This window comes from Bradyrhizobium sp. JR3.5, from assembly GCF_054057015.1.
On record NZ_JBSRYV010000001.1, the window covers coordinates 1,879,033 to 1,902,821 of the forward strand.

23 protein-coding genes and 2 pseudogenes are annotated in these 23,789 nt (G+C 64.7%); 16 read left to right on the forward strand and 9 right to left on the reverse strand.

What is annotated here, in order from left to right:
* Positions 1-27: 27 nt before the first annotated feature.
* Together ACVWW1_RS09455 and ACVWW1_RS09460 are read right to left on the reverse strand one after the other, a co-directional pair.
* Entirely contained in the window at positions 28-561 is a 534-nt protein-coding gene (locus tag ACVWW1_RS09455) for a GNAT family N-acetyltransferase (protein ID WP_176531081.1), read from the reverse strand.
* 3 nt (positions 562-564) lie between these two features.
* Positions 565-1,131 (reverse strand): helix-turn-helix domain-containing protein, encoded by a 567-nt coding sequence (locus tag ACVWW1_RS09460; RefSeq protein WP_456655596.1) that lies wholly within the window; start codon positions 1,129-1,131, stop codon positions 565-567.
* 204 nt (positions 1,132-1,335) lie between these two features.
* On the opposite strand from ACVWW1_RS09460, the gene secG reads away from it, so the two are divergent.
* Together secG and ACVWW1_RS09470 are read left to right on the forward strand one after the other, a co-directional pair.
* Entirely contained in the window at positions 1,336-1,725 is a 390-nt protein-coding gene (secG, locus tag ACVWW1_RS09465; RefSeq protein ID WP_092114570.1) for a preprotein translocase subunit SecG, read from the forward strand.
* A 167-nt stretch (positions 1,726-1,892) separates the two neighbouring features.
* Positions 1,893-3,524, forward strand: a complete 1,632-nt coding sequence (locus tag ACVWW1_RS09470) for a CTP synthase (protein WP_207829711.1) — start codon at positions 1,893-1,895, stop codon at positions 3,522-3,524.
* 19 nt (positions 3,525-3,543) lie between these two features.
* Here ACVWW1_RS09470 and ACVWW1_RS09475 read toward each other — a convergent pair whose 3' ends face one another.
* From ACVWW1_RS09475 to ACVWW1_RS09485, 3 genes are all read right to left on the reverse strand, one after another.
* The gene (locus ACVWW1_RS09475; protein WP_456655597.1) at positions 3,544-4,209 is read right to left on the reverse strand and encodes a class I SAM-dependent methyltransferase; all 666 of its coding nucleotides are present in this window, start codon (positions 4,207-4,209) and stop codon (positions 3,544-3,546) included.
* 221 nt (positions 4,210-4,430) lie between these two features.
* The gene (locus tag ACVWW1_RS09480; RefSeq protein WP_456655598.1) at positions 4,431-5,810 is read right to left on the reverse strand and encodes a sensor histidine kinase; all 1,380 of its coding nucleotides are present in this window, start codon (positions 5,808-5,810) and stop codon (positions 4,431-4,433) included.
* The gene (locus ACVWW1_RS09485) at positions 5,807-6,481 is read right to left on the reverse strand and encodes a response regulator transcription factor (RefSeq protein WP_176531085.1); all 675 of its coding nucleotides are present in this window, start codon (positions 6,479-6,481) and stop codon (positions 5,807-5,809) included. The genes ACVWW1_RS09480 and ACVWW1_RS09485 overlap by 4 nt, the downstream gene beginning before the upstream one ends.
* Positions 6,482-6,653: 172 nt before the next feature.
* On the opposite strand from ACVWW1_RS09485, the gene ACVWW1_RS09490 reads away from it, so the two are divergent.
* The gene (locus tag ACVWW1_RS09490; protein ID WP_050626418.1) at positions 6,654-6,980 is read left to right on the forward strand and encodes an NIPSNAP family protein; all 327 of its coding nucleotides are present in this window, start codon (positions 6,654-6,656) and stop codon (positions 6,978-6,980) included.
* A gap of 319 nt (positions 6,981-7,299) precedes the next feature.
* Here ACVWW1_RS09490 and ACVWW1_RS09495 read toward each other — a convergent pair whose 3' ends face one another.
* Positions 7,300-7,635 (reverse strand): PAAR domain-containing protein, encoded by a 336-nt coding sequence (locus ACVWW1_RS09495; protein ID WP_176531086.1) that lies wholly within the window; start codon positions 7,633-7,635, stop codon positions 7,300-7,302.
* Positions 7,636-7,801: 166 nt separating this feature from the next.
* Between ACVWW1_RS09495 and kdsA the strand changes: the two genes are divergently transcribed.
* Positions 7,802-8,659, forward strand: a complete 858-nt coding sequence (gene kdsA / locus ACVWW1_RS09500; protein ID WP_229168624.1) for a 3-deoxy-8-phosphooctulonate synthase — start codon at positions 7,802-7,804, stop codon at positions 8,657-8,659.
* A 15-nt stretch (positions 8,660-8,674) separates the two neighbouring features.
* Positions 8,675-9,885: pseudogene (locus tag ACVWW1_RS09505) on the forward strand (MFS transporter).
* Between the two features lie 1,497 nt (positions 9,886-11,382).
* Here ACVWW1_RS09505 and ACVWW1_RS09510 read toward each other — a convergent pair.
* Positions 11,383-11,745, reverse strand: coding sequence for a response regulator (locus tag ACVWW1_RS09510; protein WP_207829696.1), 363 nt, complete (start codon positions 11,743-11,745; stop codon positions 11,383-11,385).
* Between the two features lie 200 nt (positions 11,746-11,945).
* On the reverse strand, positions 11,946-12,422 hold the full coding sequence (queF, locus tag ACVWW1_RS09515) for a preQ(1) synthase (protein WP_097676339.1): 477 nt from the start codon (positions 12,420-12,422) through the stop codon (positions 11,946-11,948).
* A 121-nt stretch (positions 12,423-12,543) separates the two neighbouring features.
* On the opposite strand from queF, the gene eno reads away from it, so the two are divergent.
* Positions 12,544-13,827 carry a phosphopyruvate hydratase gene (gene eno / locus ACVWW1_RS09520; RefSeq protein ID WP_176531090.1) on the forward strand — a complete coding sequence of 428 codons (1,284 nt, stop codon included), beginning with the start codon at positions 12,544-12,546 and terminating at the stop codon, positions 13,825-13,827.
* 48 nt (positions 13,828-13,875) lie between these two features.
* Positions 13,876-15,015, forward strand: a complete 1,140-nt coding sequence (locus tag ACVWW1_RS09525) for a zinc-binding dehydrogenase (RefSeq protein ID WP_207829694.1) — start codon at positions 13,876-13,878, stop codon at positions 15,013-15,015.
* 10 nt (positions 15,016-15,025) lie between these two features.
* Here the strand turns inward: ACVWW1_RS09525 and ACVWW1_RS09530 are convergent, their stop codons facing one another.
* Positions 15,026-16,129: a D-alanine--D-alanine ligase family protein gene (locus ACVWW1_RS09530; RefSeq protein WP_456655599.1), complete on the reverse strand. Its 1,104-nt coding sequence runs from the start codon at positions 16,127-16,129 to the stop codon at positions 15,026-15,028.
* 252 nt (positions 16,130-16,381) lie between these two features.
* Here ACVWW1_RS09530 and ACVWW1_RS09535 point away from each other — a divergent pair, with 252 nt between their 5' ends.
* The 9 genes and pseudogenes from ACVWW1_RS09535 (at position 16,382) to lpdA (ending at position 23,637) form a co-directional block, all read left to right on the forward strand.
* Positions 16,382-16,933 carry an NADPH-dependent FMN reductase gene (locus ACVWW1_RS09535; RefSeq protein WP_456655600.1) on the forward strand — a complete coding sequence of 184 codons (552 nt, stop codon included), beginning with the start codon at positions 16,382-16,384 and terminating at the stop codon, positions 16,931-16,933.
* Positions 16,934-17,100: 167 nt separating this feature from the next.
* A complete protein-coding gene (locus ACVWW1_RS09540) occupies positions 17,101-17,418 on the forward strand; it encodes an FtsB family cell division protein (RefSeq protein ID WP_176531094.1) in 318 nt (105 codons plus the stop codon).
* Between the two features lie 206 nt (positions 17,419-17,624).
* Positions 17,625-18,644: a pyruvate dehydrogenase (acetyl-transferring) E1 component subunit alpha gene (pdhA, locus tag ACVWW1_RS09545; RefSeq protein WP_456655601.1), complete on the forward strand. Its 1,020-nt coding sequence runs from the start codon at positions 17,625-17,627 to the stop codon at positions 18,642-18,644.
* 45 nt (positions 18,645-18,689) lie between these two features.
* Complete coding sequence (locus tag ACVWW1_RS09550) at positions 18,690-20,084, forward strand: pyruvate dehydrogenase complex E1 component subunit beta (protein WP_456655602.1); 1,395 nt, start codon at positions 18,690-18,692, stop codon at positions 20,082-20,084.
* A gap of 5 nt (positions 20,085-20,089) precedes the next feature.
* Positions 20,090-20,395, forward strand: a complete 306-nt coding sequence (locus tag ACVWW1_RS09555; protein ID WP_207829689.1) for a DUF5076 domain-containing protein — start codon at positions 20,090-20,092, stop codon at positions 20,393-20,395.
* Positions 20,396-20,397: 2 nt separating this feature from the next.
* Positions 20,398-21,765: a pyruvate dehydrogenase complex dihydrolipoamide acetyltransferase gene (locus ACVWW1_RS09560; RefSeq protein WP_456655603.1), complete on the forward strand. Its 1,368-nt coding sequence runs from the start codon at positions 20,398-20,400 to the stop codon at positions 21,763-21,765.
* Positions 21,766-21,777: 12 nt separating this feature from the next.
* A complete protein-coding gene (locus ACVWW1_RS09565; protein WP_456655604.1) occupies positions 21,778-21,954 on the forward strand; it encodes a hypothetical protein in 177 nt (58 codons plus the stop codon).
* Positions 21,955-22,197, forward strand: coding sequence for a hypothetical protein (locus ACVWW1_RS09570; RefSeq protein ID WP_456655605.1), 243 nt, complete (start codon positions 21,955-21,957; stop codon positions 22,195-22,197).
* Between the two features lie 17 nt (positions 22,198-22,214).
* A pseudogene (lpdA, locus tag ACVWW1_RS09575) lies at positions 22,215-23,637 on the forward strand (dihydrolipoyl dehydrogenase).
* Positions 23,638-23,789 lie beyond the last annotated feature (152 nt).

Here is a 23,789-nt window from a genome sequence, read left to right on the forward strand (position 1 = left end):
TTCGCTCCTCGCAATGACGGATTCGGGTTACGCCGCCGCGGCCGCGCCGATCCGCTTCCAGTAGATCATCGTCCCGGTGAGGCCGCCATGCGGCTTCAACGCGTAATCGGGGATGATGCCGCTGAGCCGAAAGCCCTGCTTCTCGTAAAGCGGCGCGGCGCCGTCGTCGACGGCGGTGTCGAGCACCAGCAGCGTGCGCCCGTGCGCGATCGCCAGCTGCTCGGCGGCGCGCAGCAATGCCGTCGCCACGCCGCGGTTGCGGTGGCTCACGCGCGTCATCATCTTGGCGATCTCGGCGCGATGCGGCTGGTTCGGCGGCAGCTTCAGCAGCAGCGTTACGGTGCCGATCAGGCTGTCGCCGTCGAACGCGCCGAGCACTACTCGCTCGCCGCGCGCCGCGGCGCCAAGCGAGTCCTGCCAGAATGCCTTCGCGTCATTTAACGGCAGCGGATGCATGAAGCTCACTGAGCCGCCGCTCGCGACGGTCTCGATCAGCAGCGCACCGAGTGCGTTGCACAGGTCCGGCTCGTCCTCGAGCGGCTTGATGGCGAAGTGCGACATGCATCAGCTCCGGGCCAAGGCGACCACGTAGGTGCAGCCGGCGTTGGTTTCGTTGGCGAAGGTGGTCTCAGCGGGCGGCCCGAAGCCGAGGCAATCGCCGGCGGCAAGCACATAGCGCGCGCCGCCCTCGGTGATGACAAGGCTGCCGCTCAGCACCCAGACCAGCTGGCGAATATGGGCGTAGGACGAGGCGGGCAGGGTCACGGACTGCCTCGCCGGCATTTCCACCCGCACCAGCTCGACCGGATGATCGGGACGGCTGAACACCTGGCGGCGCAGATAGCCGGTTTCCGGATCGCTCCAGATCGGCTGCGCGGCCGCGCGCGACAGCCGTTCGCCCTGGCCTTCTGCGCGCAACATCAGGCCGGCCAGAGTGAGGTCGAAGGCCGAGGCGAGACGCACCAGCACGACCGCGGTCGGGCTGACCTCGGCGCGCTCGATCTTGCTGATCGTCGCCTTCGAGACGCCGGAGCGTTCGGCAAGCTCGGCCAGTGACCAGCCCCGGCCGTCGCGCTCGAGCCTGATCCGCTGCGCCAGGCGCTGGCTCAGATCGTCTATCAAAGTATCCATTTTTCTATTATAATAGAAATGGCCGGTTCCGATCAAGGCTCAGGCAAGCGCGGCCGAGGCAGCTTGTGATGTCAGCCATTGCGACTATCTCGGGGGTGACAATGCCCGGTCCAATCGTGTAACAGGGCGCGACTTCACGAAAAACCGCAAAGCCGATAGCGCCGTTTGTCTGGCCGCTTAGCGGCTTGTGACGGAAGGCTTGCGATGCAGACTGTCGTTATCATTATCCATCTCATGATCGTCGCCGTCATGATCGGCGCTGTACTGTTGCAGAAATCCGAAGGCGGGGGCCTTGGCATGGGCGGCGGCGCCGGCTTCATGTCGAGCCGCGGCACCGCGAATCTGTTGTCGCGGACCACCGCGATCCTCGCGGCCGGCTTCTTCCTCACCAGCCTGTTCCTGTCCTGGTATGCGGGCTACGACCGCAAGCCGAGCTCGATCATCGGCACCGGCGCACCGGCGCAGACCCAGCCGGCCAGCGGCGCGCCGATCACTGCACCGACCTCCGGCGGCATCCTCGATTCGCTGAAGAAGACCGACGAGCAGCAGGGGCAGCAGGCTCCGAGCGGCCCGCAGGCACCACGGTCGCAATAAAGCAGGGGCGCCATGCAGGATGCAGCGCTGGCATCCTGCATCAGAAATCCCCATCAATGCTCTGAAATCGCTTCCAATTTAATCTAACCCACAGCCCGGTGGATTGTTTGCCGGGAACAGCCGATTCGTTTTGCGAATCGCTGGAGTCGGCTTAAAGGTAAAGTCCCATGGCGCGGTACATATTCATCACCGGCGGCGTGGTCTCCTCGCTCGGAAAGGGTCTGGCATCGGCGGCGCTCGGCGCTCTGCTGCAGGCCCGAGGCTACAAAGTCCGCCTTCGCAAGCTCGATCCCTATCTCAACCTCGATCCGGGAACGATGTCGCCGTATCAGCACGGCGAAGTGTTCGTGACCGACGACGGCGCCGAGACCGATCTCGATCTCGGCCATTACGAGCGATTCACCGGTCGTCCGGCCACCAAGGCCGACAACATCACGACCGGGCGGATCTACCAGGACATCATCACCAAGGAGCGCCGCGGCGATTATCTCGGCGCCACCATCCAGGTGGTCCCGCACGTCACCAACGCGATCAAGGAATTCGTGCTGTCGGGCAACGACGAGTACGATTTCGTGCTGGTCGAGATCGGCGGCACCGTCGGCGACATCGAGGGCCTGCCGTTCTTCGAGGCGATCCGTCAGCTCAAGAACGAGCTGCCGCGCGATCACGCCGTCTACATTCACCTGACGCTTTTGCCGTACATTCCAAGTGCCGGCGAGCTCAAGACAAAACCGACGCAGCACTCGGTCAAGGAGCTGCGCTCGATCGGCATCCAGCCGGACATCCTGCTGTGCCGCACCGACCGTGAAATCCCGAAGGAAGAGCGGCGCAAGCTCGGCCTGTTCTGCAACGTGCGCGAGAGCGCCGTGATCGAGGCGCGCGACGTCGACAACATCTACGCCGTGCCGGAGGCCTATCACGCGGCCGGTCTCGACGACGAGGTGCTGGCCGCGTTCGGCATCACGGCGAAGATTCCGCCGGCGCTGCAGAGCTGGAACGTCATCAACGAGCGCGTCCGCAATCCGGAAGGCGCGGTGACGATCGCGATCGTCGGCAAGTACACCGGCATGAAGGACGCCTACAAATCGCTGATCGAGGCGCTCTCGCATGGCGGCATCGCCAACAAGGTGAAGGTCAATCTCGACTGGATCGAGAGCGAGGTGTTCGAGAACGAGGACCCGGCGCCGTTCCTCGAGCACGTCAACGGCATCCTGGTGCCCGGCGGCTTCGGCCAGCGCGGCGCCGAGGGCAAGATCCGCGCGGCGCAGTTCGCGCGCGAGCGTGACGTGCCGTATTTCGGCATCTGCTTCGGCATGCAGATGGCCGTGATCGAGGCCGCGCGCAATCTGGTCGGCATCGAGGAGGCCAACTCGACCGAGTTCGGCCCGACCAGTGAGCCGCTGGTCGGCCTGATGACCGAATGGCTGCGCGGCAACGAGCTCGAGAAGCGCTCGCAGAGCGGCGACCTCGGCGGCACCATGCGGCTCGGCGCCTATCCCGCGGCGCTGAACCGCGGCAGCCGCGTCTCGCAGGTCTATGGCGGCGCGACCGAGATCTCGGAGCGGCACCGCCATCGCTACGAGGTCAACACCGCCTACAAGGACCGCCTCGAGCAGCACGGCCTGCGTTTCTCCGGCATGTCGCCCGATGGCGTGCTGCCGGAGATCGTCGAATACGAGGACCATCCCTGGTTCATCGGCGTCCAGTTCCACCCCGAGCTGAAGTCGCGGCCCTTTGAGCCGCACCCGCTGTTTGCGTCGTTCATCGAGGCGGCAGCGAAGCAGAGCCGGCTGATGTAAGCCGCCGTCAGCTGCACCGTCACACGGCGGCGCAGTCCTTGCTGGCCCGGCTTTCCTTCTTGATCGGTGAGATGCCTGCATCGACCGCAGGGGTGACGTCGCGCGTGATGAGCTTGTATTGCGGGCGTCGCGTCAGCCGGTAGACCGCGGCAGGCGGCACGTTGAGGATGGCGCGATCGACCAGCGTGGCGCGCAGACCGAGCCGGTCGAGGATCGGCCGCGGCACCGGGCAGCGCATGCCGTAGGTGAATTGATAGAATGCGCCATTGGGACGCATGTAGCTGAATGCGCCGCTGACGATCGAGATCACCTTGCGCGGCGACATGTTGAGCAGCGGCAGTCCGCTGACCACGGCGCCGACCGGCGCGCCCTCGTACAGCCGTTCCGAGGCCAGCCGCGCGGCGTCCATCCACAGCACGCGCGCGCCGGGAAAGCGGAGCTGCAACAGCCGCATGAAATCCGAACCGTATTCGATCAACGTGAGATCCTGTTGGCGCACGCCGCGCTTCAGCAGCTGATAGGTGAAGGCGCCCGTTCCAGGACCGAGCTCCAGCACCGGACCGGTCTTGGCGCTGATGTCGCGCGTGATCAGTTCGGCGAGCGCTGCGCCCGAGGGCGCGATGGCGCCGACGCGGCCGGGGGCTGCCATCCACGCCGTGAAGAAAGACAGGAGATCATGTGACATTGGGATTCCCAACAAAGTGTCGCCGCGCCTCGACTCGATTGCGTGGCGCGTTCTCTTCTTTGCGGGGCCTGCATTGCGACAACATTGCGCGATGTTGCTGGAGCCCGTTCGGATTGAATCGGAACGGGCTCCAGACTCTGGTCTGACCCGTTTCCTTCACGCCAACCGATGCCCATCCCGGATCAAGTCCGGGACAGACTTCGCTCGAAAATGCGCTGGCATCACGATGCGAACGGTGCCGGCGGTAACGTGAGACGGAAGCTCGCGCCGCCCGTCCGGCCATCGAGCACGGAGACGTGACCGCCATGCAGTCTTGCGATCTCGCGCACCATGTTGAGGCCCAGGCCGGCGCCGCGATCGAGCGGCGCAAGCCGATAGAACGGATCGAAGATCCGGGCGCGCTCATCCTTCGGAATACCGTCACCTTCATCGGTCACGTCGATCGTCGCGGCGCTGCCGACATGGATGGTGATGGTGCCGCGGCGGCCGCCGTGCTGGATGGCGTTCTGCACGAGATTGGTCAGCGCGCGCTCCAGCGCGGCGCGGTCGCCGATCGTTTCGACCCGATCGGCCGATGTATCGAGCGACAATTCGTAGCCGGCCGCGATCGCGAGCGGCGCGAGATCGGCGGCGACATTGCGCGCGACCGCGACGAGATCGACACGGCCGAACGGATTGCGGCACTGGTCGAAACGCTGGATGTCGAGCAGCTGCTCGGCGAGCGTCGCAAGCCGTGCCGCATCCTCGAGCAGGCGGGTTTTCTCCGGCCCTGACGGCAGCGACTCCAGCCGCGTGTTGAGGATCGCGATCGGCGTGCGCAATTCATGCGCGGCATCCGCGACGAAGCGCTGATGACGCGAATAGCCGTCGTCGAGCCGCGTCAGCGCATCGTTGACGGCGCTCACCAGCGGCGCGACTTCGAGCGGCAACTGGTCGGCCGACAGCCGGCTGCCGCGCTGGCGGAAATCGATCCGGCGGGCTTCGTCGGCCGTGGAGTCGATGCCCGCAAACGCGCGCCGCACCACCATCGGCGTCGCGATGAAGGTGGCGCACGCCATCAGCAACAGGCCGGGCAGGGTACTGCCCAGGCACGTCGCCGCCATCACCAGCAGCGCCTTGGTCCCGGTCATCCGGCCTTGTGTCGCGGTAAGAATCTGGACGTTTCCGGCATCCGTGTTGACGCGCTTCAGCCGCGCCGCCGGCTTGCCGGGGCTGTCCTCCAGCATCTGGTAACCGAGCCGCGCCTGGCTGATATGATCGAGGGCATTGCCGATCCGCGCGAAATCTGGTGGCACCTCGCCTTCGGACAGCGTGTGCCCCTCGCGGTCCCGCACGGCGAACCAGAGATCGGGAATCTCGGCCCGCAGCTTGTTGAGATCGTCGGTCGGACGCAGCACCAGTTCGCCCTGCGCGTTGCGCGCGACAGCCGATTGCACGACGTCGACGACGCGATCTTCATCCCGGTTGACCAGCAGGAAGCCCGACGCCCACAGGGCGCCGAGCACCGTGAGCACGAGTCCCGTCAGCAAGATTGCCTGCAGCGCAACCAGGCGCCAGCTCAGTTGCGAGCGCAGGCAGTAGTGATCGGCGGGCTCGCTCATGACACCTGCTTCAGCAGGTAGCCCACGCCCCGGATGCTGTGGATTTCGACGCCGGCATCGGAGTCCGCGAGCTTGCGCCGCAGCCGCGAGACGTGAGCGTCGAGCGCGTTCGACTGAATCTCGTCCTCGAAATTGTAGACGGCTTCCTCGAGCGTCGCGCGCAGCACGGTGCGGCCCATCCGGCGCAGCAGCGTCTCCAGCACCAGCAGCTCGCGCCGCGGCAGCTCGAGCGGGCGGCCATTGACGCTGGCCTCGCGATGGCTGCAGTCGAACGCCATCCGGCCGGCCTTGATGATCTCGAACTGCACGCCGGCGGGACGGCGCAGCACGGCGCGCAGCCGCGCCAACAGCTCCTCGACCGCGAACGGCTTGGCCAGATAGTCGTCAGCGCCGCTGTCGAGGCCGGTGATGCGGTCGGCGAGATCGCCGCGTGCGGTCAGCACGATGATCGGAACGCCGTCGGCCTTGGCGCGCAGCTTCGGGATCAGCGTGAGGCCGTCGCCGTCGGGGAGCTGGCGGTCGAGCAGGACGGCGCCATGCACGTCGGCGGAAATCGCTTCCTCGGCCTCGGCAAGGGTCGGCACATGATCGACGACCATGTCGTAGCCTTTCAGCGCCTGCGACAGCGCCGCCGCCATTTCGGCCTCGTCTTCAACCAGCAGTATCCGCATGTGCTTTTGGGTCCAGTTCCCGTACGGCCGGTTGTAGGGCAAGTAACATTGCAACAACATTGCGGAAATGGCCGCTTCCGACGAGCAGAGGTGCCATGTTGTCGCCCCCTCAAGACAGTCCGGAACCGGCTGGCTATAACCGCCCGCACAACTGGATCTGGGAGGACTGCCAATGATCTACGAGACCCGCGTCTATCGCTGCCTGCCGGGCCGGCTGCCGGCGCTGCTCAAGCGCTTCGAGACCATCACGCTGAAGCTCTGGGACAAGCACGGCATCAGGCAGGCCGGCTTCTTCACGACGCTGGTCGGCGAATCCAACCAGGACCTGACCTATCTGCTGGCCTGGGAATCGCTCGCCGAACGCGAGAAGAAATGGACCGCATTCGCGACCGATCCGGAATGGATCGCCGCGCGCGCCAAGACCGAGGAAGACGGCCAGATCGTTCTCACCATCGAAAACCAGCTGTTGGTGCCGACCGCGTTCTCAGCGGTGAAGTGACGCAGGCTGCCGTCATTGCGAGCGGAGCGAAGCAATCCATTGGCACCGCATATGCGAGCGATGGAGTGCTTCGTCGCTGTCGCTCCGCGCAACGACGGCAGGCGAGAGGGTGCTTGCACGATTTCGGAATACTGGAAATATATCCCTGATTTGCCCGACGGGTCAAGGTGCCATGTCGAACGCCGGTAGCCGCCAGCGCCTTTGCATGGGGTTGTTTTCGATATTTTGGCCGCGCGGACCTGCGGTGGCGAGTTTCTTGCCGGCGAGGCACAGTGCGCCATCTGCTGTAGCGGGTCCCGTCCGAAATGCAGCGGCGAAACTATTGCGGGCAGCCCGACGTCTGATCGCCCTCGCGGACCATCGGCTTGCCATTGATGAAGACGCCGTGGCTGCCTGAAGTGGTCTTGCCGCCGCAATGCGTGCGATCGCCCATCACCACGGCCGGCTTGCCGTTGATCAGGACGTTGGGCACGCCCTCGACGAGCGGACCGCCATTGCTGGTGGTGTCGCCGCTGCGCGCGGCCGGCTTGCCGTTGACGGTGACGCCTGCGGCGCCACCGGTGACGATGCCTGGTTGGCTGCTGGTCTGGGCGTGCGCCAGGCCCGGCATCGCCGATAGGGCGGTCACAGCTCCGATCACAACCGATATGCGCATTTCGTTCCTCATGGGAATCCGTTCCGCGACAACTTATAGGAGCGGTTGGGGCAGGATTGTGATAGCACGGCGCACCCACGGCGTCAGCGCAACCCCCTCATCGTGCGGGATGGCTTGATCCCTCCGGCGCGGGATTGCATGGTCGCCGGCAAAAGGATGCAGCATTTTGACAAATCAAGTTTCCGCGCCAGCCGCCGCGCCGATCGTTGCCGTCGGATCGGCCAAATTCGGCAATGCCTTGCCAATCTCGATCATCGCCGGTCCCTGCCAGCTCGAGAGCCGCGCGCATGCGCTCGAAGTGGCGTCCGCGCTGAAGGAGATCGCAGCAAGGCTAAAGATCGGTCTGGTGTACAAGACCTCGTTCGACAAGGCGAACCGCACCAGCGCGTCGGCCGCGCGCGGCATCGGGCTGAAGCAGGCGCTGCCGATCTTCGCCGAGATCCGTTCTTCGCTCGGGCTGCCCGTGCTGACCGACGTGCATGAACCCGACCAGTGCGCTGAGGCGGCGCAGGCAGTCGACGTGCTGCAGATCCCGGCCTTCCTGTGCCGGCAGACGGATCTCCTGCTGGCTGCGGCTGCGACCGGCAAGGTCGTCAACGTCAAGAAGGGCCAGTTCCTGGCGCCATGGGACATGGCGAATGTGGCCAGCAAGATCACCGGCGCCGGCAATGCCAATGTGCTGGTCACCGAGCGCGGCGCGTCGTTCGGCTACAACACGCTGGTGTCAGACATGCGCGCGTTGCCGATCCTGGCGCGCACCACCGGCGCGCCTGTGATCTTCGACGCCACCCATTCGGTGCAGCAGCCGGGCGGCAAAGGCACGTCCTCGGGCGGCGAACGCGAATTCGTGCCGGTGCTGGCGCGCGCCGCGGTCGCGGTCGGCGTTGCCGGCGTGTTCATCGAGACCCATCCCGATCCGGATCACGCGCCGTCCGACGGTCCCAACATGGTGCCGCTCCGCGACTTCGAATCCCTCGTCAAGCGGCTGATGCAGTTCGACGCGCTCGCCAAGACGGCAGCCTGATCAGCGGACAACGACATGACCGCAACGAGCGGCATGCCGCCGGCCCTCAACGTCATTACGCTGGCGACCTTCGCGGCGAGCCTGTCGGTGCGCGCACTCGATCCGGTGCTGCCGCATGTCGCGGAGGATTTTGGGCGTCAGCATCGCGACCGCGGCGAGCTTCGCCGCAGTGTTCGCCTTCACCTTTGCCGCGGTCCAGCCGGCGATCGGCGCCGCCGCCGATTTGTTCGGCAAGGCGCGGCTGATGACGATCTGCCTTGGCCTGCTCGGCGTCGCCAACATCCTTGGCGCACTCTCGACCTCGTTTCCGATGCTGTTCGTGACCCGCATCCTCGCCGGCATCGGCTCGGGCGGCGTGTTTCCCGTGGCGCTGTCGCTGACCAGCGATCTCGTCGGTTCCGACAAGCGGCAGCTTGCGATCGGGCGAACGCTCGCAGGCTCGATGACCGGCAATTTGCTCGGCGCCACGGCCTCCGGTCTGATCGGCGATTTCCTCGGGTGGCGCGGTGTGCTCGCGGTGCTCGGCGGCCTCGTGATCATCGTTGCGCTCGCGGTTGCGGCCGGCTTTCGCGGCGCTGCGCTGAACCGTCCGCCGCGCACCAGCCTGAAGGCGCTGCGTCACGGCTATCGCACCCATCTTCACCAATCCGAACGCGCGGATCTGCTATTCGGCGGTCTTCATCGAAGGCTGCTGCGTGCTCGGGCTGTTTCCGTTCATCGCCTCGTTCCTGTTCGAGCTCGGCGAGACCTCGCTGTCGATCGCCGGTATCGTGATCGCAGGCTTTGCGATCGGCGGATTGCTCTACACGCTGACGGTGGCGCGCCTGCTGCCGTTGATCGGCGTGAGGGGCATGATGGTCGTCGGCGCAACGCTGGTCGGCATCCAGCTGGTCGGCGTCGCCTTCGGGCCGCACTGGAAGCTGCAGATGGCGAGCCTGCTGGTGATGGGCCTCGGCTTCTACATGATCCACGGCTGCCTGCAGGTGTTCGCCAGCGAGCTGTCGGTCGAGGCGCGCGCCACCGCGCTGTCGCTGCACTCGTTCTTCTTTTTCATGGGGCAGACCGTCGGCCCGATCGCCTATGGCTTCGGCCTGCAACATGCCGGCAAGACCGCGACGCTCGTTTCCGCCGCCGCCGTGATGGTCGTGCTCGGCTTCATCTGCGCGAGATTCCTGAGGCAGCGGCGACCGGCCGACGCCGACCTGCGCCCGGACGTCGAGCCCTAGCGATCCCTCAGGTCATGGACATCACAAGCATCAAGGTATCGTGTCGTTCAGTCGCCTTAGTGCTCGCTATTCAAACAAGATGCGCGTAGCGTGCCTTATCACCGTGCTTCCAACGCGGCCTCTGACGGTGACCGAGGGTAACGAACGCTCCCGCCGTGGTGATGAAGGAGCGTGCGCGTTGTCTGGACGTCGCATGACCGACTGAATTGTGCCGCCGGTCATCGTGCCGCTGTTTCTTCTGCTCTGCCTGGTCGCTGCGGCCGTCTGGCGTGGTTAGCGCGCCGGAGCTGCAATATCTCGTCAATGGCAACAATCAGCTTTTCTCGCGTCAATTCGAGATGCCCGACGCCTGCAGAAGCGCTGAGAAGGGCAAAAGAGCTCCTGGAGCGATTGCAGGGCTCATGACCAATGTATGATCTCGACGTGCCTCCCGTATTCTGACGCTCAGTCTGATCTCGCGTATGCAGCCCAGAATTCTCAAGTCGCGGTGAACCGGCAGCGCCCGGTCGGCCGCCCCACCGTTAACGTGATCATGGCAAAGCTCGACACCGAAGCCTGATAACCGTCGCCCCAACGAGGCAATATTGACCCATGGTCGCGCGTGATAGATGGACCGTAGACTTGGAGTGCCCGCGCTGCGGGAGCATCGACGTAGCTATTCTGTCTCAGGCGGATGGCTATGCTTATGTGAGAGGCGATAGCGGTACGCGCGCTGACCATGTGCCAGCCGGCTTCGCTTGCATTGATCCGGAGGTCTGCTGCTTTCAGTGTTTGAAATGCCAGGTGCGGATACCGTGACATCGAATGTCGCCGCAAAGCGGCTTCAACGGTAGTGTTGGCCTCGAAAGGAACATCCGTCGGTGCTCAGACCGGATGTCCACCGTATCGTGTTTGATCGTGGCCCTATCGCCGCCAGCAGGATCGGCGTATGCTTCCCGTATCGCCGCCCGGCTCGTGGCTTCTATCGGTGATGAGAACGCCGTTGCGCTTTCGCCCCACTCAGGGAACAGCGCCGCCAATGATCAGTTTGCCTCATATTTCCGTGTATTTTTCCTGCGAAAGCTGTGGTGCCACATATGAGGCCTCACAGGATCGCAACGATCGCAGTGGAAAGTTTCACTGCGTTCATTGCGCCAGATTGGTGCATCAATGGTCGGGCACTTTTAGCTATTTGGGCTGGCGATTGTTCCGCACGTCCGCCGAGCTGTCATGATCGGTCATTGCATCCTTTGTGATGACACGCGCTGGGTCTGTAAGACTCACGAGGATCAGCCATGGACAGGCCCCGACGCCTGCACGTGTTGCGGGGCCGGGGCGCCATGTCCTCGTTGCAATATGCCTGAAGGCGAGGCGCGGCTGCCGCGAGGCTTTCGCAACATGTTCGACAACGGAGCCGCGTCATGAAAGACCCTACATCCTGATCTCTCGCGCATTGGATCTCATGCCGGACCGAGGCGACCAATTGGCGTCCAGGTGACGCCGGTGCGCAATCGCCAACTATTGGTCAGCCGTAACCTGCCGGAGGTGCATCCCGACGTCGGCGAGGCTGTACGGCTTGGGAATGAAATGACCGCCGGCCGGGAGGTCGTCGAGGGTTACGTCAGTGGCTGACGTGGCAATGATCGCAATCGGCGGCCAACGATGGCGAACGACATGCGCAAGCCTCAAGCCGTCGATCGAGCCGGGCATCTGGATATCGGTGAAAATCACCCGGATGTCGTCACGCGCTTCAAGAATCGTTATCGCGTCGTCGGCGTTCCCAGCTTCAATGGCGTGGAACCCAGCTTCCTCGACCATGTCGGCGGCCTGCATGCGGATCAGAAAATCGTCTTCGACGACCAGAACAGCCGAGCGTGTCATTGAATGTGCAAGCCCGGCTGTGATTTGCGTGGGACGCAAATTGACCTAGGCTAATCCGGCAGTGGCGGCTCAGTTCCTGTTGATTGCTCAACAATGTCGCTGTCGATCGCCGAGAGGCTTGCGGCTGCACATGAATTCACGTCGGCCTCCAAGTCGTCTTCCGAAAATAAGCGGACGTGGCGAATTTGTGGGTGCTCGGCTTAACCCCGCCCGCGATAAGTCGCGACGCCCTGATCGGGAACCCAGAGGCCTTTCGGCAGCCGGCCGGTCTGGAAGAACACGTCGATTGGAATGCCGCCGCGCGGATACCAGTAGCCGCCGATGCGCAGCCATTTCGGCTTGATCTCGTCTGATATCCGCCGGCCGATCATGACCGTGCAATCCTCATGGAATGCGCCGTGGTTGCGGAAGCTGGCGGCGAACAGCTTCAGCGATTTGGATTCCAAGAGCCAGCGGCCCGGCACGTAGTCGATCACCAGATGCGCGAAATCCGGTTGGCCCGTCACCGGGCAGATCGAGGTGAATTCCGGCACCGTGAAGCGTACCAGATAATCGGTGCCAGCCTGCGGATTGGGCACGCGGTCGAGCCGCGCCTTTTCCGGCGCGTCGGGCCATTCCACCGCACGGCCGAGTTGCAGGCCGGGGGAGGTCGTTGATTTGCTGGATTTCTTCGCCATTCGGGGTCTCCGGGGGGTCTCCTAGCCTATGATCGGGCGTCCGTCACCCGGCCTTTTCCCCCTCGATGCATTGCGCTAGAAGCACCGCCATCCGACCCCCTCACTGCCACAAGAGGTACTCATGACTGACATCGTCGACATCATCGGCCGCGAAATCCTGGATAGCCGCGGCAACCCTACGGTCGAGGTCGATGTGGTGCTGGAGGATGGGTCAATCGGCCGCGCGGCGGTGCCGTCGGGCGCCTCCACCGGCGCCCATGAGGCAGTGGAACTGCGCGACGGCGACAAGTCGCGCTATCTCGGCAAGGGCGTGGAAAAGGCGGTTGCCGCCGTCAATGGCGAGATCTTCGAGGCGCTCAGCGACCAGGCCGTCGAGGAGCAGGTCGCGATCGACCAGATCATGATCGAGCTCGACGGCACGCCGAACAAGAGCCGGCTCGGGGCCAACGCCATCCTCGGCGTGTCGCTGGCCTGCGCCAAGGCCGCGGCCGAATCCTTCGACATGCCGCTGTATCGTTACGTCGGCGGCACCTCGGCGCGGACGCTGCCGGTGCCGATGATGAACATCATCAATGGCGGCGTGCATGCCGACAACCCGATCGACTTCCAGGAATTCATGATCCTGCCGGTCGGCGCCACGTCGTTCGCCGAGGCGCTGCGTTGCGGTTCGGAAATCTTCCACACGCTGCGCGGCGAGCTGAAGAAGGCCGGCCACAACACCAATGTCGGCGACGAGGGCGGCTTCGCACCGAACCTGCCGTCGGCCGACGCCGCGCTTGAGTTCGTCATGAACGCGATCGGCAAGGCCGGCTACAAAGCGGGCGACGACGTCGTGCTCGGCCTCGACTGCGCCTCCACCGAATTCTTCAAGGAAGGCGCCTACGTCTATGGCGGCGAGAACAAGACCCGCTCGCGTTCGGAGCAGGTGAAGTATCTCGCCGATCTCGTCGCCCGCTATCCGATCGTCACCATCGAGGACGGCATGTCGGAAGACGACATGGACGGCTGGAAGGAGCTGACGGACGCGATCGGCAAGAAGTGCCAGCTGGTCGGCGACGATTTGTTCGTCACCAACGTCACGCGGCTTGCCGACGGCATCAAGAACGGTCGAGGCAATTCGATCCTGGTCAAGGTCAACCAGATCGGCACGCTGACCGAGACGCTTGCGGCGATCGAGATGGCCTACAAGGCCGGCTACACCGCCGTGATGTCGCATCGCTCCGGCGAGACCGAGGACTCCACGATTGCCGACCTCGCGGTCGCCACCAATTGCGGGCAGATCAAGACCGGCTCGCTGGCGCGCTCCGACCGCACCGCCAAGTACAACCAGCTGCTGCGCATCGAGCAGCAGCTCGGCACGCAGGCGAAATACGCAGGCAGGGCGGCCTTGAAGGCGCTGGCCTAGCGCCCCAACTGATCGGGACTGAACAAGACGCAAAAAAGGGAGGTCGGGATGAGTGACGGCAAGAGCGGTCTGCAGCTGCGTTCGCTGCTCAAGAAGGATGGCGAACTGGAATTGTCGCTGGTCAATGTCCCGACCCCCGAGCCCGGTCCCGACGAGGTCGTGGTCCGGGTCGAGGCGACCCCGATCAACCCATCTGACCTCGGGCTCCTGATCGGCCCGGCCAACATGGCGGCGGCAAAGGTCTCCGGCAGCAAAGAATTGCCTGTGGTGACCGCTCGCGTGCCGGAAGCGGCGTTGCCTGGCCTCGCCGCGCGGCTCGACGAGTCGATGCCGGTCGGCAATGAAGGTGCCGGTGTCGTGATCAGGACCGGCTCGTCGGACGCGGCGAAAGCCCTGATGGGCCGCACCGTCGCGATGATCGGCGGCGCGATGTATGCGCAATACCGCACGCTGCGGGTCAATGAATGCCTGCCGCTGCCCGACGGCACCACGCCGGCGGAAGGCGCGTCCTGCTTCGTCAATCCGCTGACCGCGCTCGGCATGACCGAGACGATGCGGCGCGAGGGGCACAAGGCGCTGGTGCACACGGCGGCGGCGTCGAACCTCGGCCAGATGCTGAACAGGATCTGCCTCAAGGACGGCATCGGCCTCGTCAACATCGTGCGCAACAAGGAGCAGGCCGACATCCTGCACAAGATCGGCGCCAAGCATGTCGTCGATTCCAGCGCGCCCGATTTCATGGACAAGCTCACCGGCGCGCTGGTCGAGACCGGCGCGACCATCGCCTTCGATGCGATCGGCGGCGGCAAGCTCGCGGGCCAGATCCTGGTCGCGATGGAGACCGCGATCAACAAGACTGCCAAGGTCTACAGCCGCTACGGCTCGAACGTGCACAAGCAGGTCTATGTCTATGGCAGCCTCGATACCCGCGAGATCGAGCTGCCGCGCGGCTTCGGCATGGCCTGGGGCATCGGCGGCTGGCTGCTGTTCCCGTTCCTGATGAAGATCGGTCCGGAGGCCGGCAACAAGCTGCGCCAGCGCGTGGTGGCCGAGTTGAAGACGACTTTCGCCAGTCACTACACCAAGGTGGTGTCGCTGCAGGAGACCCTGCAGCTCGACAACATCGCGGTCTACGGCAAGCGCGCGACCGGCGAGAAATTCCTGATCAACCCGAACAAGGGCGCGTAACCAACCGCGTCTACTCGCGCTCGAATGCCAGCTTCCCGGAGCGTTTGTGACGCTCCAGGGCGTGGCCGATCAGGACATCCATCAGCTCGGATTGCGGCAGGCCGCTGGCCTCCCACAGCCGCGGATACATGCTGATGTTGGTGAAGCCGGGCAGGGTGTTCGCCTCGTTCACGAAGGCCTGCTCGCCGTGCAGGAAGAAGTCGATCCGCGCCATGCCCTCGCAGCCGAGCACGCGGAATGTCTTGATGGCGAGCTCCCTGATGGTTTCGGCGACGGCAGCCGGCACGTTGGCCGGCACCTGCAGCAGCGCGCCATCCGCATCGAGATACTTCGCGTCGTAGGAATAGAAGCCGTGCTTGTCGGACGGAACGATCTCGCCGAGCTGGGAGGCACGGACGCGGCCCTCGGCATCCTCGAGCACGGAGCACTCGACCTCCCGGATCGGCGCGACACCGCGCTCGATCAGGATTTTGGTGTCGAAACGGAACGCCAATCTGCAGCCGGCCTCGAACTCCTCCGCGGTGCGCGCCCTCGACACGCCGACCGATGATCCCATGTTGGCGGGCTTGACGAAGACCTCCTGCGATCCGAGGGCGCTGACCGCGTCGTGATAGCGGATGGGAGCCGCGCTCGACATCGCGACAAAGGGGACGATCGGCAAGCCCGCTTCGCGCATCAGGCGCTTGGCGATGTCCTTGTCCATGCCGGCCGCCGAGCCCATCACGCGCGAGCCGACATAGGCGACATCCGACAATTCCAGCGCGCCCTGCACCGTGCCATCCTCGCCGTTCGGGCCATGCAGGACCGGGAAGACGACATCGAACGCCGGCAATTCCGCCGGTCCTCGAAGCACCACGACGCGGCCCTGTCCGCCCGGCAGCAAAGCGAGTTGCGGTCCCTGGTCCGGAATGGTCAGCGCGCCGCTCCCGGTGCCGGCGCCGTTTCCCGCGTCGGTGACGATCCAGCGGCCATCGCGGGTGATGCCGATCGCGGTCGGGTCATAGCGATCCGGGTCGAGTGAGCGAAGTACGTTGGCGGCTGATGCCCGCGAAACGTCGTGTTCGGCGGAGCGGCCACCGAACAGGATCGCGACCCGGATCTTGCGCTCTGGCATTGTTTGGCCTCTCGACGTCGGCGGGTGATGTAGGAATCCATGGCAGTATGCTCGGACGAAGATGTCGACAATTTGCTGCGCATGGTCCGGGCCGTCGCTTCGGGACCTCCTGGTTGGGTGAAGCCCGATGTTCAGGCAAATTTCGCGAACACTGCGTTTCCGGAATTGGACGATCCATGCACTTGCATCGTTCTTGGCGTGCCGGTAGGTGAAGTGCACCAGTCTTACGCGTAACCCGAGGGGAATTTTGCAATGGCCTATAACATCGTCACGATCGTCGGCAGTATCCGCAAGCAGAGCTTCTCGCTCAAGATCGCCAATGCGCTGGCCAAGCTCGCGCCGGCCTCGCTGAATCTCGATGTGACGACCCTCGAGGGCATTTCCTTCTTCAACCAGGACCTCGAGGCGGCGCCGCCGGCGGACTGGCTGGCCTTTCGCGAGAAGCTACAGAAGTCGAACGGCGTGCTGTTCGTGACGCCCGAATACAACCGCTCGATCCCGGGCGTGCTGAAGAACGCGATCGACGTCGCCTCGCGGCCCTATGGCAAGAGTTCATTCATCGGCAAGCCGGTCGGAATCGTCTCCAACTCGCCGGGCCCGCTCGGCGGGGTCAGCGCGGCGAAGCACCTGCAGAACATCCTGCCGGGCATTTCCGGCCCGATCCTCGGTCAGCCGGAAACCTATCTCAATGGCGTCGGCGATGCCTTCGACGAGAAGGGCGAACTGACCAAGGAAGCGCTCAAGACGGTGTTGCAGCAGTACCTCGACGCCTTCGCAGCCTTCGTCGCGAAGCAGAACGGCTGACCCGGCGCCCCGTTCCGATTGAATCGGAGCGGGGCTCGAGGCTTGTTGTTTTGTCCGGTTTTCTGCGCGCGAACCGCTATCCATCCCGGATCAAGTCCGGGACAGGCTTCGCTCGAAAACGCTCTGGTTTAGCACTCCGTTAACCGCATGGCCGCATCTTCGCGGCCATGGTTTCCCGCACACGCCTCAAATCGATTCTGACCGGGCTCGCCCTCTACACGCTGGCGGCGCTGATGGTCGGGTATTTCGGCGTCAACGCCTACACCGGCAAATACGGCCTGAACGCGCGGCAAGAGCTCGACCAGGAAATCATCGCGCTGACCTCGGAACTGGCGCGGCTGAAGAAGGAACGGGCCGAAGGCGAGCAGCGCGTGTCGCTGTTGCGGTCGGACCGGGTCGATCCCGACATGCTGGACGAGCGCGCGCGCTTCCAGCTCGACTACGCCAATCCGCGCGATCTCGTTCGGGTCAACAAGGCGAATTGACACCGGCAGTGATTTTTGGACAGCGCTTGTCCGAAATTAACTCGCGCCCGTTCTTCAAATTTCAAAATTGATCGATCAGCATCACAAAAATGTCGCGCCGCGCTGCAGTGCGGCATAGCAAAATTCCATCAGGCGAACGCAATCCTTCCAAGGCGATTTGAGTTGGGTTAGAGAGGGTTCTTCGACTTCTCTCACCCGGAATTGCCATGGCCGCACCCAAGAAAACCGTCGCAAAGGAATCAGGGCAGGAGAAGGCTGGCTCTCCGCCTGAATTCTCCAGGGAGCAGGAGCTCAAGGCTCTGCGGGATATGCTCCTGATCCGACGCTTCGAGGAGAAGGCCGGTCAGCTCTACGGCATGGGTGCGATCGGCGGCTTCTGCCATCTCTATATCGGCCAGGAAGCCGTCGTGGTCGGCATGCAGATGGCATTGAAGCAGGGTGACGAGGTCATAACCGGCTACCGCGACCACGGCCACATGCTTGCGTGCGACATGGAAGCCAAGGGCGTGATGGCTGAGTTGACCGGACGCCGCGGCGGCTACTCCCGCGGCAAGGGCGGCTCCATGCACATGTTCAGCAAGGAGAAGCATTTCTACGGCGGTCACGGAATCGTGGGCGCGCAGGTGTCGCTGGGCACCGGCCTTGCGTTCGCCAACCGCTATCGCGGCAACGATAACGTCAGCGTGACCTATTTCGGCGACGGCGCGGCCAACCAGGGCCAGGTCTACGAAAGCTTCAACATGGCGGAGTTGTGGAAGCTGCCGGTGATCTACGTCATCGAGAACAATCGCTATGCGATGGGCACCGCGGTGTCGCGCGCCTCGGCGCAACAGGACTTCTCCAAGCGCGGCGTCTCCTTCAACATTCCCGGCAAGCAGGTCGACGGCATGGATGTGCGCGCTGTGAAGGCCGCCGCCGATGAGGCCACGGCATGGTGCCGCGGCGGCAACGGTCCGATCATTCTCGAGATGCAGACCTACCGTTACCGCGGCCATTCGATGTCCGATCCAGCGAAGTACCGCACTCGCGAGGAGGTCGAGAAGGTTCGCCACGACCAGGACCCGATCGAGCAGGTGCGCAACCGCTTGCTGGCGGCAGGCGTGAGCGAGCAGGATTTGAAGGCGATCGACGCCGAGGTGCGCGAGATCGTCAACGCAGCCGCTGACTTCGCGCAGCACGATCCGGAGCCCGATCCATCCGAGCTCTACACCGACATCTACCGCTGACCCAACCCGCGCAGAAGAATCTCAAGACCGATTTCGGGAGCTGATATGCCCATTCAAGTGCTGATGCCTGCGCTGTCGCCCACCATGGAGAAGGGCAACCTCGCCAAATGGCTGAAAAAGGAAGGCGAGACCATCAAGTCCGGTGACGTCATCGCCGAGATCGAGACCGACAAGGCGACGATGGAGGTCGAGGCGACGGACGAGGGCACGCTCGGCAAGATCCTGATTCCGGAAGGCACCGCCGACGTTGCGGTGAACACGCCGATCGCCACCATCCTGGCCGACGGCGAAAGCGCCGCCGACCTCGCCAAGGCGCCTGCCGCACCGGCGCCGCAGCCGAAGGCCGCGGAGGCTCCCGCTGCGGAAGCCAAGGCGGAAGCGCCGCAGCCTGCGCCGAAGGCGCCCGCCGCGCCGGTCAGCGAAGCACTGCCCGATCCGGAAATTCCGGCGGGTACCGAGATGGTCACCCAGACCATTCGCGAGGCGCTGCGCGATGCGATGGCCGAGGAGATGCGGCGCGACGGCGACGTCTTCATCATGGGCGAAGAGGTCGCCGAGTATCAGGGTGCCTACAAGGTGACGCAGGGCCTGTTGCAGGAATTCGGCGCCCGGCGCGTGATCGACACGCCGATCACCGAGCACGGCTTTGCCGGCGTCGGCGTCGGCGCAGCGATGGCCGGGCTGAAGCCGATCGTCGAGTTCATGACCTGGAATTTCGCGATGCAGGCGATCGACCAGATCATCAACTCCGCCGCCAAGACGCTGTATATGTCCGGCGGCCAGATGGGATGCTCGATCGTGTTCCGCGGCCCGAACGGCGCCGCCGCGCGCGTCGCCGCCCAGCACAGCCAGGACTACGCCGCCTGGTACTCGCAGATCCCGGGCCTCAAGGTGATCGCGCCGTACTCGGCCGCCGACTACAAGGGCCTGCTCAAGGCCGCGATCCGCGATCCCAATCCGGTGGTCTTCCTCGAGAACGAGATGCTGTACGGCCACACCGGCGAGGTGCCGAAGCTGCCCGATTTCGTGGTGCCGATCGGCAAGGCGCGGATCGCGCGCGCCGGCAAGGACGTCACCATCGTCTCCTGGGCGATGGGCATGTCCTATGCGCTGAAGGCCGCCGATGAACTCGCCAAGGAAGGCATCGAGGCCGAGGTGATCGATCTTCGAACCATCCGTCCGATGGACACCGAGACGATCATCAATTCGGTGAAGAAGACCGGCCGTGCGGTCACGGTAGAGGAGGGCTGGCAGCAGAGCGGCGTCGGCTCCGAGGTCGCCGCGCGCATCATGGAGCATGCCTTCGACTATCTCGATGCGCCGGTCGCGCGCGTCTCGGGCAAGGACGTGCCGATGCCCTATGCCGCGAACCTCGAAAAGCTCGCTCTGCCCTCCGTCGCCGAGGTGGTCGCGGCCGCCAAGGCCGTGTCGTACCGGTAACGCCGATGGCCGGTCCGAAGGAGCAGCCGCTGCCGCCTGACGTGATGGGCCGCGAGGACGCCGTCGAGGTGCTGCGCGCCTTCGTCGTCGACGGCGGCCTGTCGATCGCGTTCCAGCGCGCCTTCGAAGAGCCGGACATGTGGGGGCTGATGCTCGTGGACATCGCCCGCCACGCTGCGCGCGCCTATTCGCGCGAGAGCGAATACACCGAAGACGAGGCGCTCGCGCGCATCGTCGAGATGTTCGAAGCCGAAATCGCCCGGCCGACCGACATGGGCCAAACCAAACCGCGGTCGCAACAAGGTCACTGACAATGCCGATCAATATTCTCATGCCCGCGCTGTCGCCGACGATGGAAAAGGGCAACCTCGCCAAGTGGCTCAAGAAAGAGGGCGACAAGGTCAAGTCCGGCGACGTGATCGCGGAGATCGAGACCGACAAGGCGACGATGGAAGTCGAGGCGGTCGACGAAGGCACGATCGCCAGGATCCTGGTGCCCGAAGGCACCCAGGACGTGCCGGTCAACGACGTCATCGCCGTCATGGCCGGTGACGGCGAGGACGTGAAGGCGGCAGCCAGCGCCGGAGCGGGTGCTGCCCCGGCCGCCAAGCCCGCCGAGGCCCCGAAGCCTGCCGCCCAGGCCGCGCCTGCCGCGGCTCCCGCACCGGCGGCTGCGCCCGCGCCGCAGCCGGCCGCAGCGCCCGCCGCTGCGCCGCAGGCTGCTGCACCGGCCGCGCAGGCCAATGGCCACGCCCGCGTGTTCTCCTCGCCGTTGGCACGGCGTCTCGCGAAGGAAGCCGGTATCGATCTCGGCCGCATCACCGGCACCGGCCCGCACGGCCGCGTCATCGCGCGCGACGTCGACGACGCCAAGTCCGGCAAGGGACTGAAGGCGCCGGCAGCTGCGCCCGCGGCCGCTGGGCCGAGCATCGCGCCGTCAATGTCCGACAAGCAGATCCTGGCGCTGTTCGAGCCGGGCTCCTACGAAGTCGTGCCGCATGACGGCATGCGCCGCACCATCGCGCAACGTCTCACCGCCTCGGTGCAGAACGTCCCGCACTTCTATCTCACAATCGACTGCGACATCGGCAAGCTGCTCGCCGCGCGCGAGGAGATCAACGCGGCTGCGCCGAAGGACAAGGAGAAGAAGCCGCTCTACAAGATCTCGGTCAACGACTTCGTCATCAAGGCGATGGCGGTCGCGCTGCAGAAGATCCCGAACTGCAACGTCAGCTGGACCGAGGGCGGCATGCTCAAGCACAAGCATTCCGACGTCGGCGTCGCGGTGGCGATGCCGGGCGGCCTGATCACGCCGATCATCCGCAAGGCCGAGACCAAGACGCTCTCGACCATCTCCAACGAGATGAAGGATTTTGCCGCGCGCGCCCGTGCCCGCAAGCTGAAGCCGGAAGAATACCAGGGCGGCACCACCGCGGTGTCGAACCTCGGCATGTACGGCATCAACCACTTCACCGCCGTGATCAACCCGCCGCACGCCTCGATCCTCGCGGTCGGCACCTCGGAGGAACGTCCGGTGGTGCGCGGCGGCAAGATCGAGATCGCGCACATGATGAGCGTGACCCTGTCGTGCGATCACCGCGCGATCGACGGCGCGCTCGGCGCCGAGCTGATCGGCGCTTTCAAGCAGCTGATCGAAAACCCCGTGATGATGATGGTGTGACGGGCATCAGCCATGTACGCGATCTACGGTCCGTACGTCCTGCTCGCCGCCGTTGCCGTCGCGTTGCTCGTCGCGGTCAACCGCGACCTGATTTCGACGATCCAGTTCAGGATCATGATGATCGCCGCCGTCGTGCTGGCGCTGGCGTGGTCGATATTCCTCGGTGCGGTATGGCAGGAGTACGGATAGATGGCCGGCACGGCTCGCACGCGCTGGCCCTGGATCTCGCTGCTGCTGTCGGCCGCACTGGTGTGCAATCCGGTCGGGTTCGATTTTCTGCACTCCGCGTTCTTCGCCGGCGAACGGCTGGCGCGGAATATCGCCCAGCCGATCGTGCTGACGGCCCTGGCCATCATGGCCGTGGCGATCGGGCTCGAATGGCTGGTCAGGTCGTTGATCGCAAGAAGCCGCGCGCGCGGCGTCACAAATTGAGTTGAACGGGAGCCGCCATGGCCGATACATCCTTTGACGTCATCATCATCGGCTCCGGCCCCGGCGGCTACGTGACCGCGATCCGCGCCGCGCAGCTCGGATTCAAGACCGCGATCGTGGAGAAATCCTATCTCGGCGGCATCTGCCTGAACTGGGGCTGCATCCCGACCAAAGCGCTGCTGCGCTCCGCCGAGATCTATCACTACATGCAGCACGCCAAGGATTACGGGTTGTCGGCCGACAACGTCTCGTTCGATCCGAAGGCGGTGGTGCAGCGCTCGCGCGGGGTCTCGAAGCGCCTCAACGACGGCGTCGGCTTCCTGATGAAGAAGAACAAGGTCACGGTGATCTGGGGCGATGCCACGATCGATGCGCCCGGCAAGATCACGGTGAAGAAATCGGCGGTCGAGGCGCCGAAAGGTGCCAGCGGCGAAGGCACCTATCAGGCCAAGCACATCATCGTCGCGACCGGCGCGCGGCCGCGCGTACTGCCCGGGCTCGAGCCCGACAAGAAGCTGATCTGGACCTATTTCGAGGCGATGGTGCCGGAGCGGATGCCGAAATCGCTGCTGGTGGTCGGCTCCGGCGCGATCGGCATCGAGTTCGCCTCGTTCTTCCACACCATGGGCTCTGACGTCACCGTGGTCGAGGTGCTGCCGCAGATCCTGCCCGTCGAGGACGCCGAGATCGCGGGGCTGGCGCGCAAGCGGTTCGAGAAGATGGGCATCAAGATCATGTCCTCGACCAAGGTCACGAAGCTTGAGAAGAAGGCCGACAGCGTGGTCGCGACCATCGACGACGGCAAGGGCCAGCCGCAGGCCAAGGAGTTCGAGCGCGTGATCTCGGCGGTCGGCGTGGTCGGCAACATCGAGAATCTCGGGCTGGAGAAGCTCGGCGTCAAAACCGACCGCGGCTGCATCGTGATCGACGGTCTCGGCAAGACCAACGTCCCCGGCATCTACGCGATCGGCGACGTCGCGGGACCGCCGATGCTTGCGCACAAGGCCGAGCATGAGGGCGTGATCTGCATCGAGGCGATCAAGGGCCTGCATCCGCACCCGATGGACAAGCTGCTGATCCCGGGCTGCACCTACTGCAAACCCGCAGGTCGCCTCCGTCGGCCTCACCGAAGCCAAGGCCAAGGAAGACGGTCGCGAGGTCCGCGTCGGCCGCTTCCCGTTCGTCGGTAACGGCAAGGCGATCGCGCTCGGCGAGGACCAGGGCCTCGTCAAGGTGGTGTTCGACAAGAAGACCGGCCAGCTGCTCGGCGCGCACATGATCGGCGCCGAGGTCACCGAGCTGATCCAGGGCTATGTCGTGGCGATGAATCTGGAGACCACGGAGGAGGAATTGATGCACACCGTGTTCCCGCATCCGACTTTGTCGGAAATGATGAAGGAAGCGGTACTCGACGCCTACGGGCGCGTGCTGAATATCTGACGTTTGGAGACGTCGCAGGTAGAAGTCCCGTCATCCTGAGGTGCTCGCGGGACGCGAGCCTCGAAGGATGCACGGCCGAGATCATGCAGCAGGGCTCGTCGCCCTTCGAGGGCCGCTAAGACGCGGCCACCTCAGGGTGACGGGTCTGATAT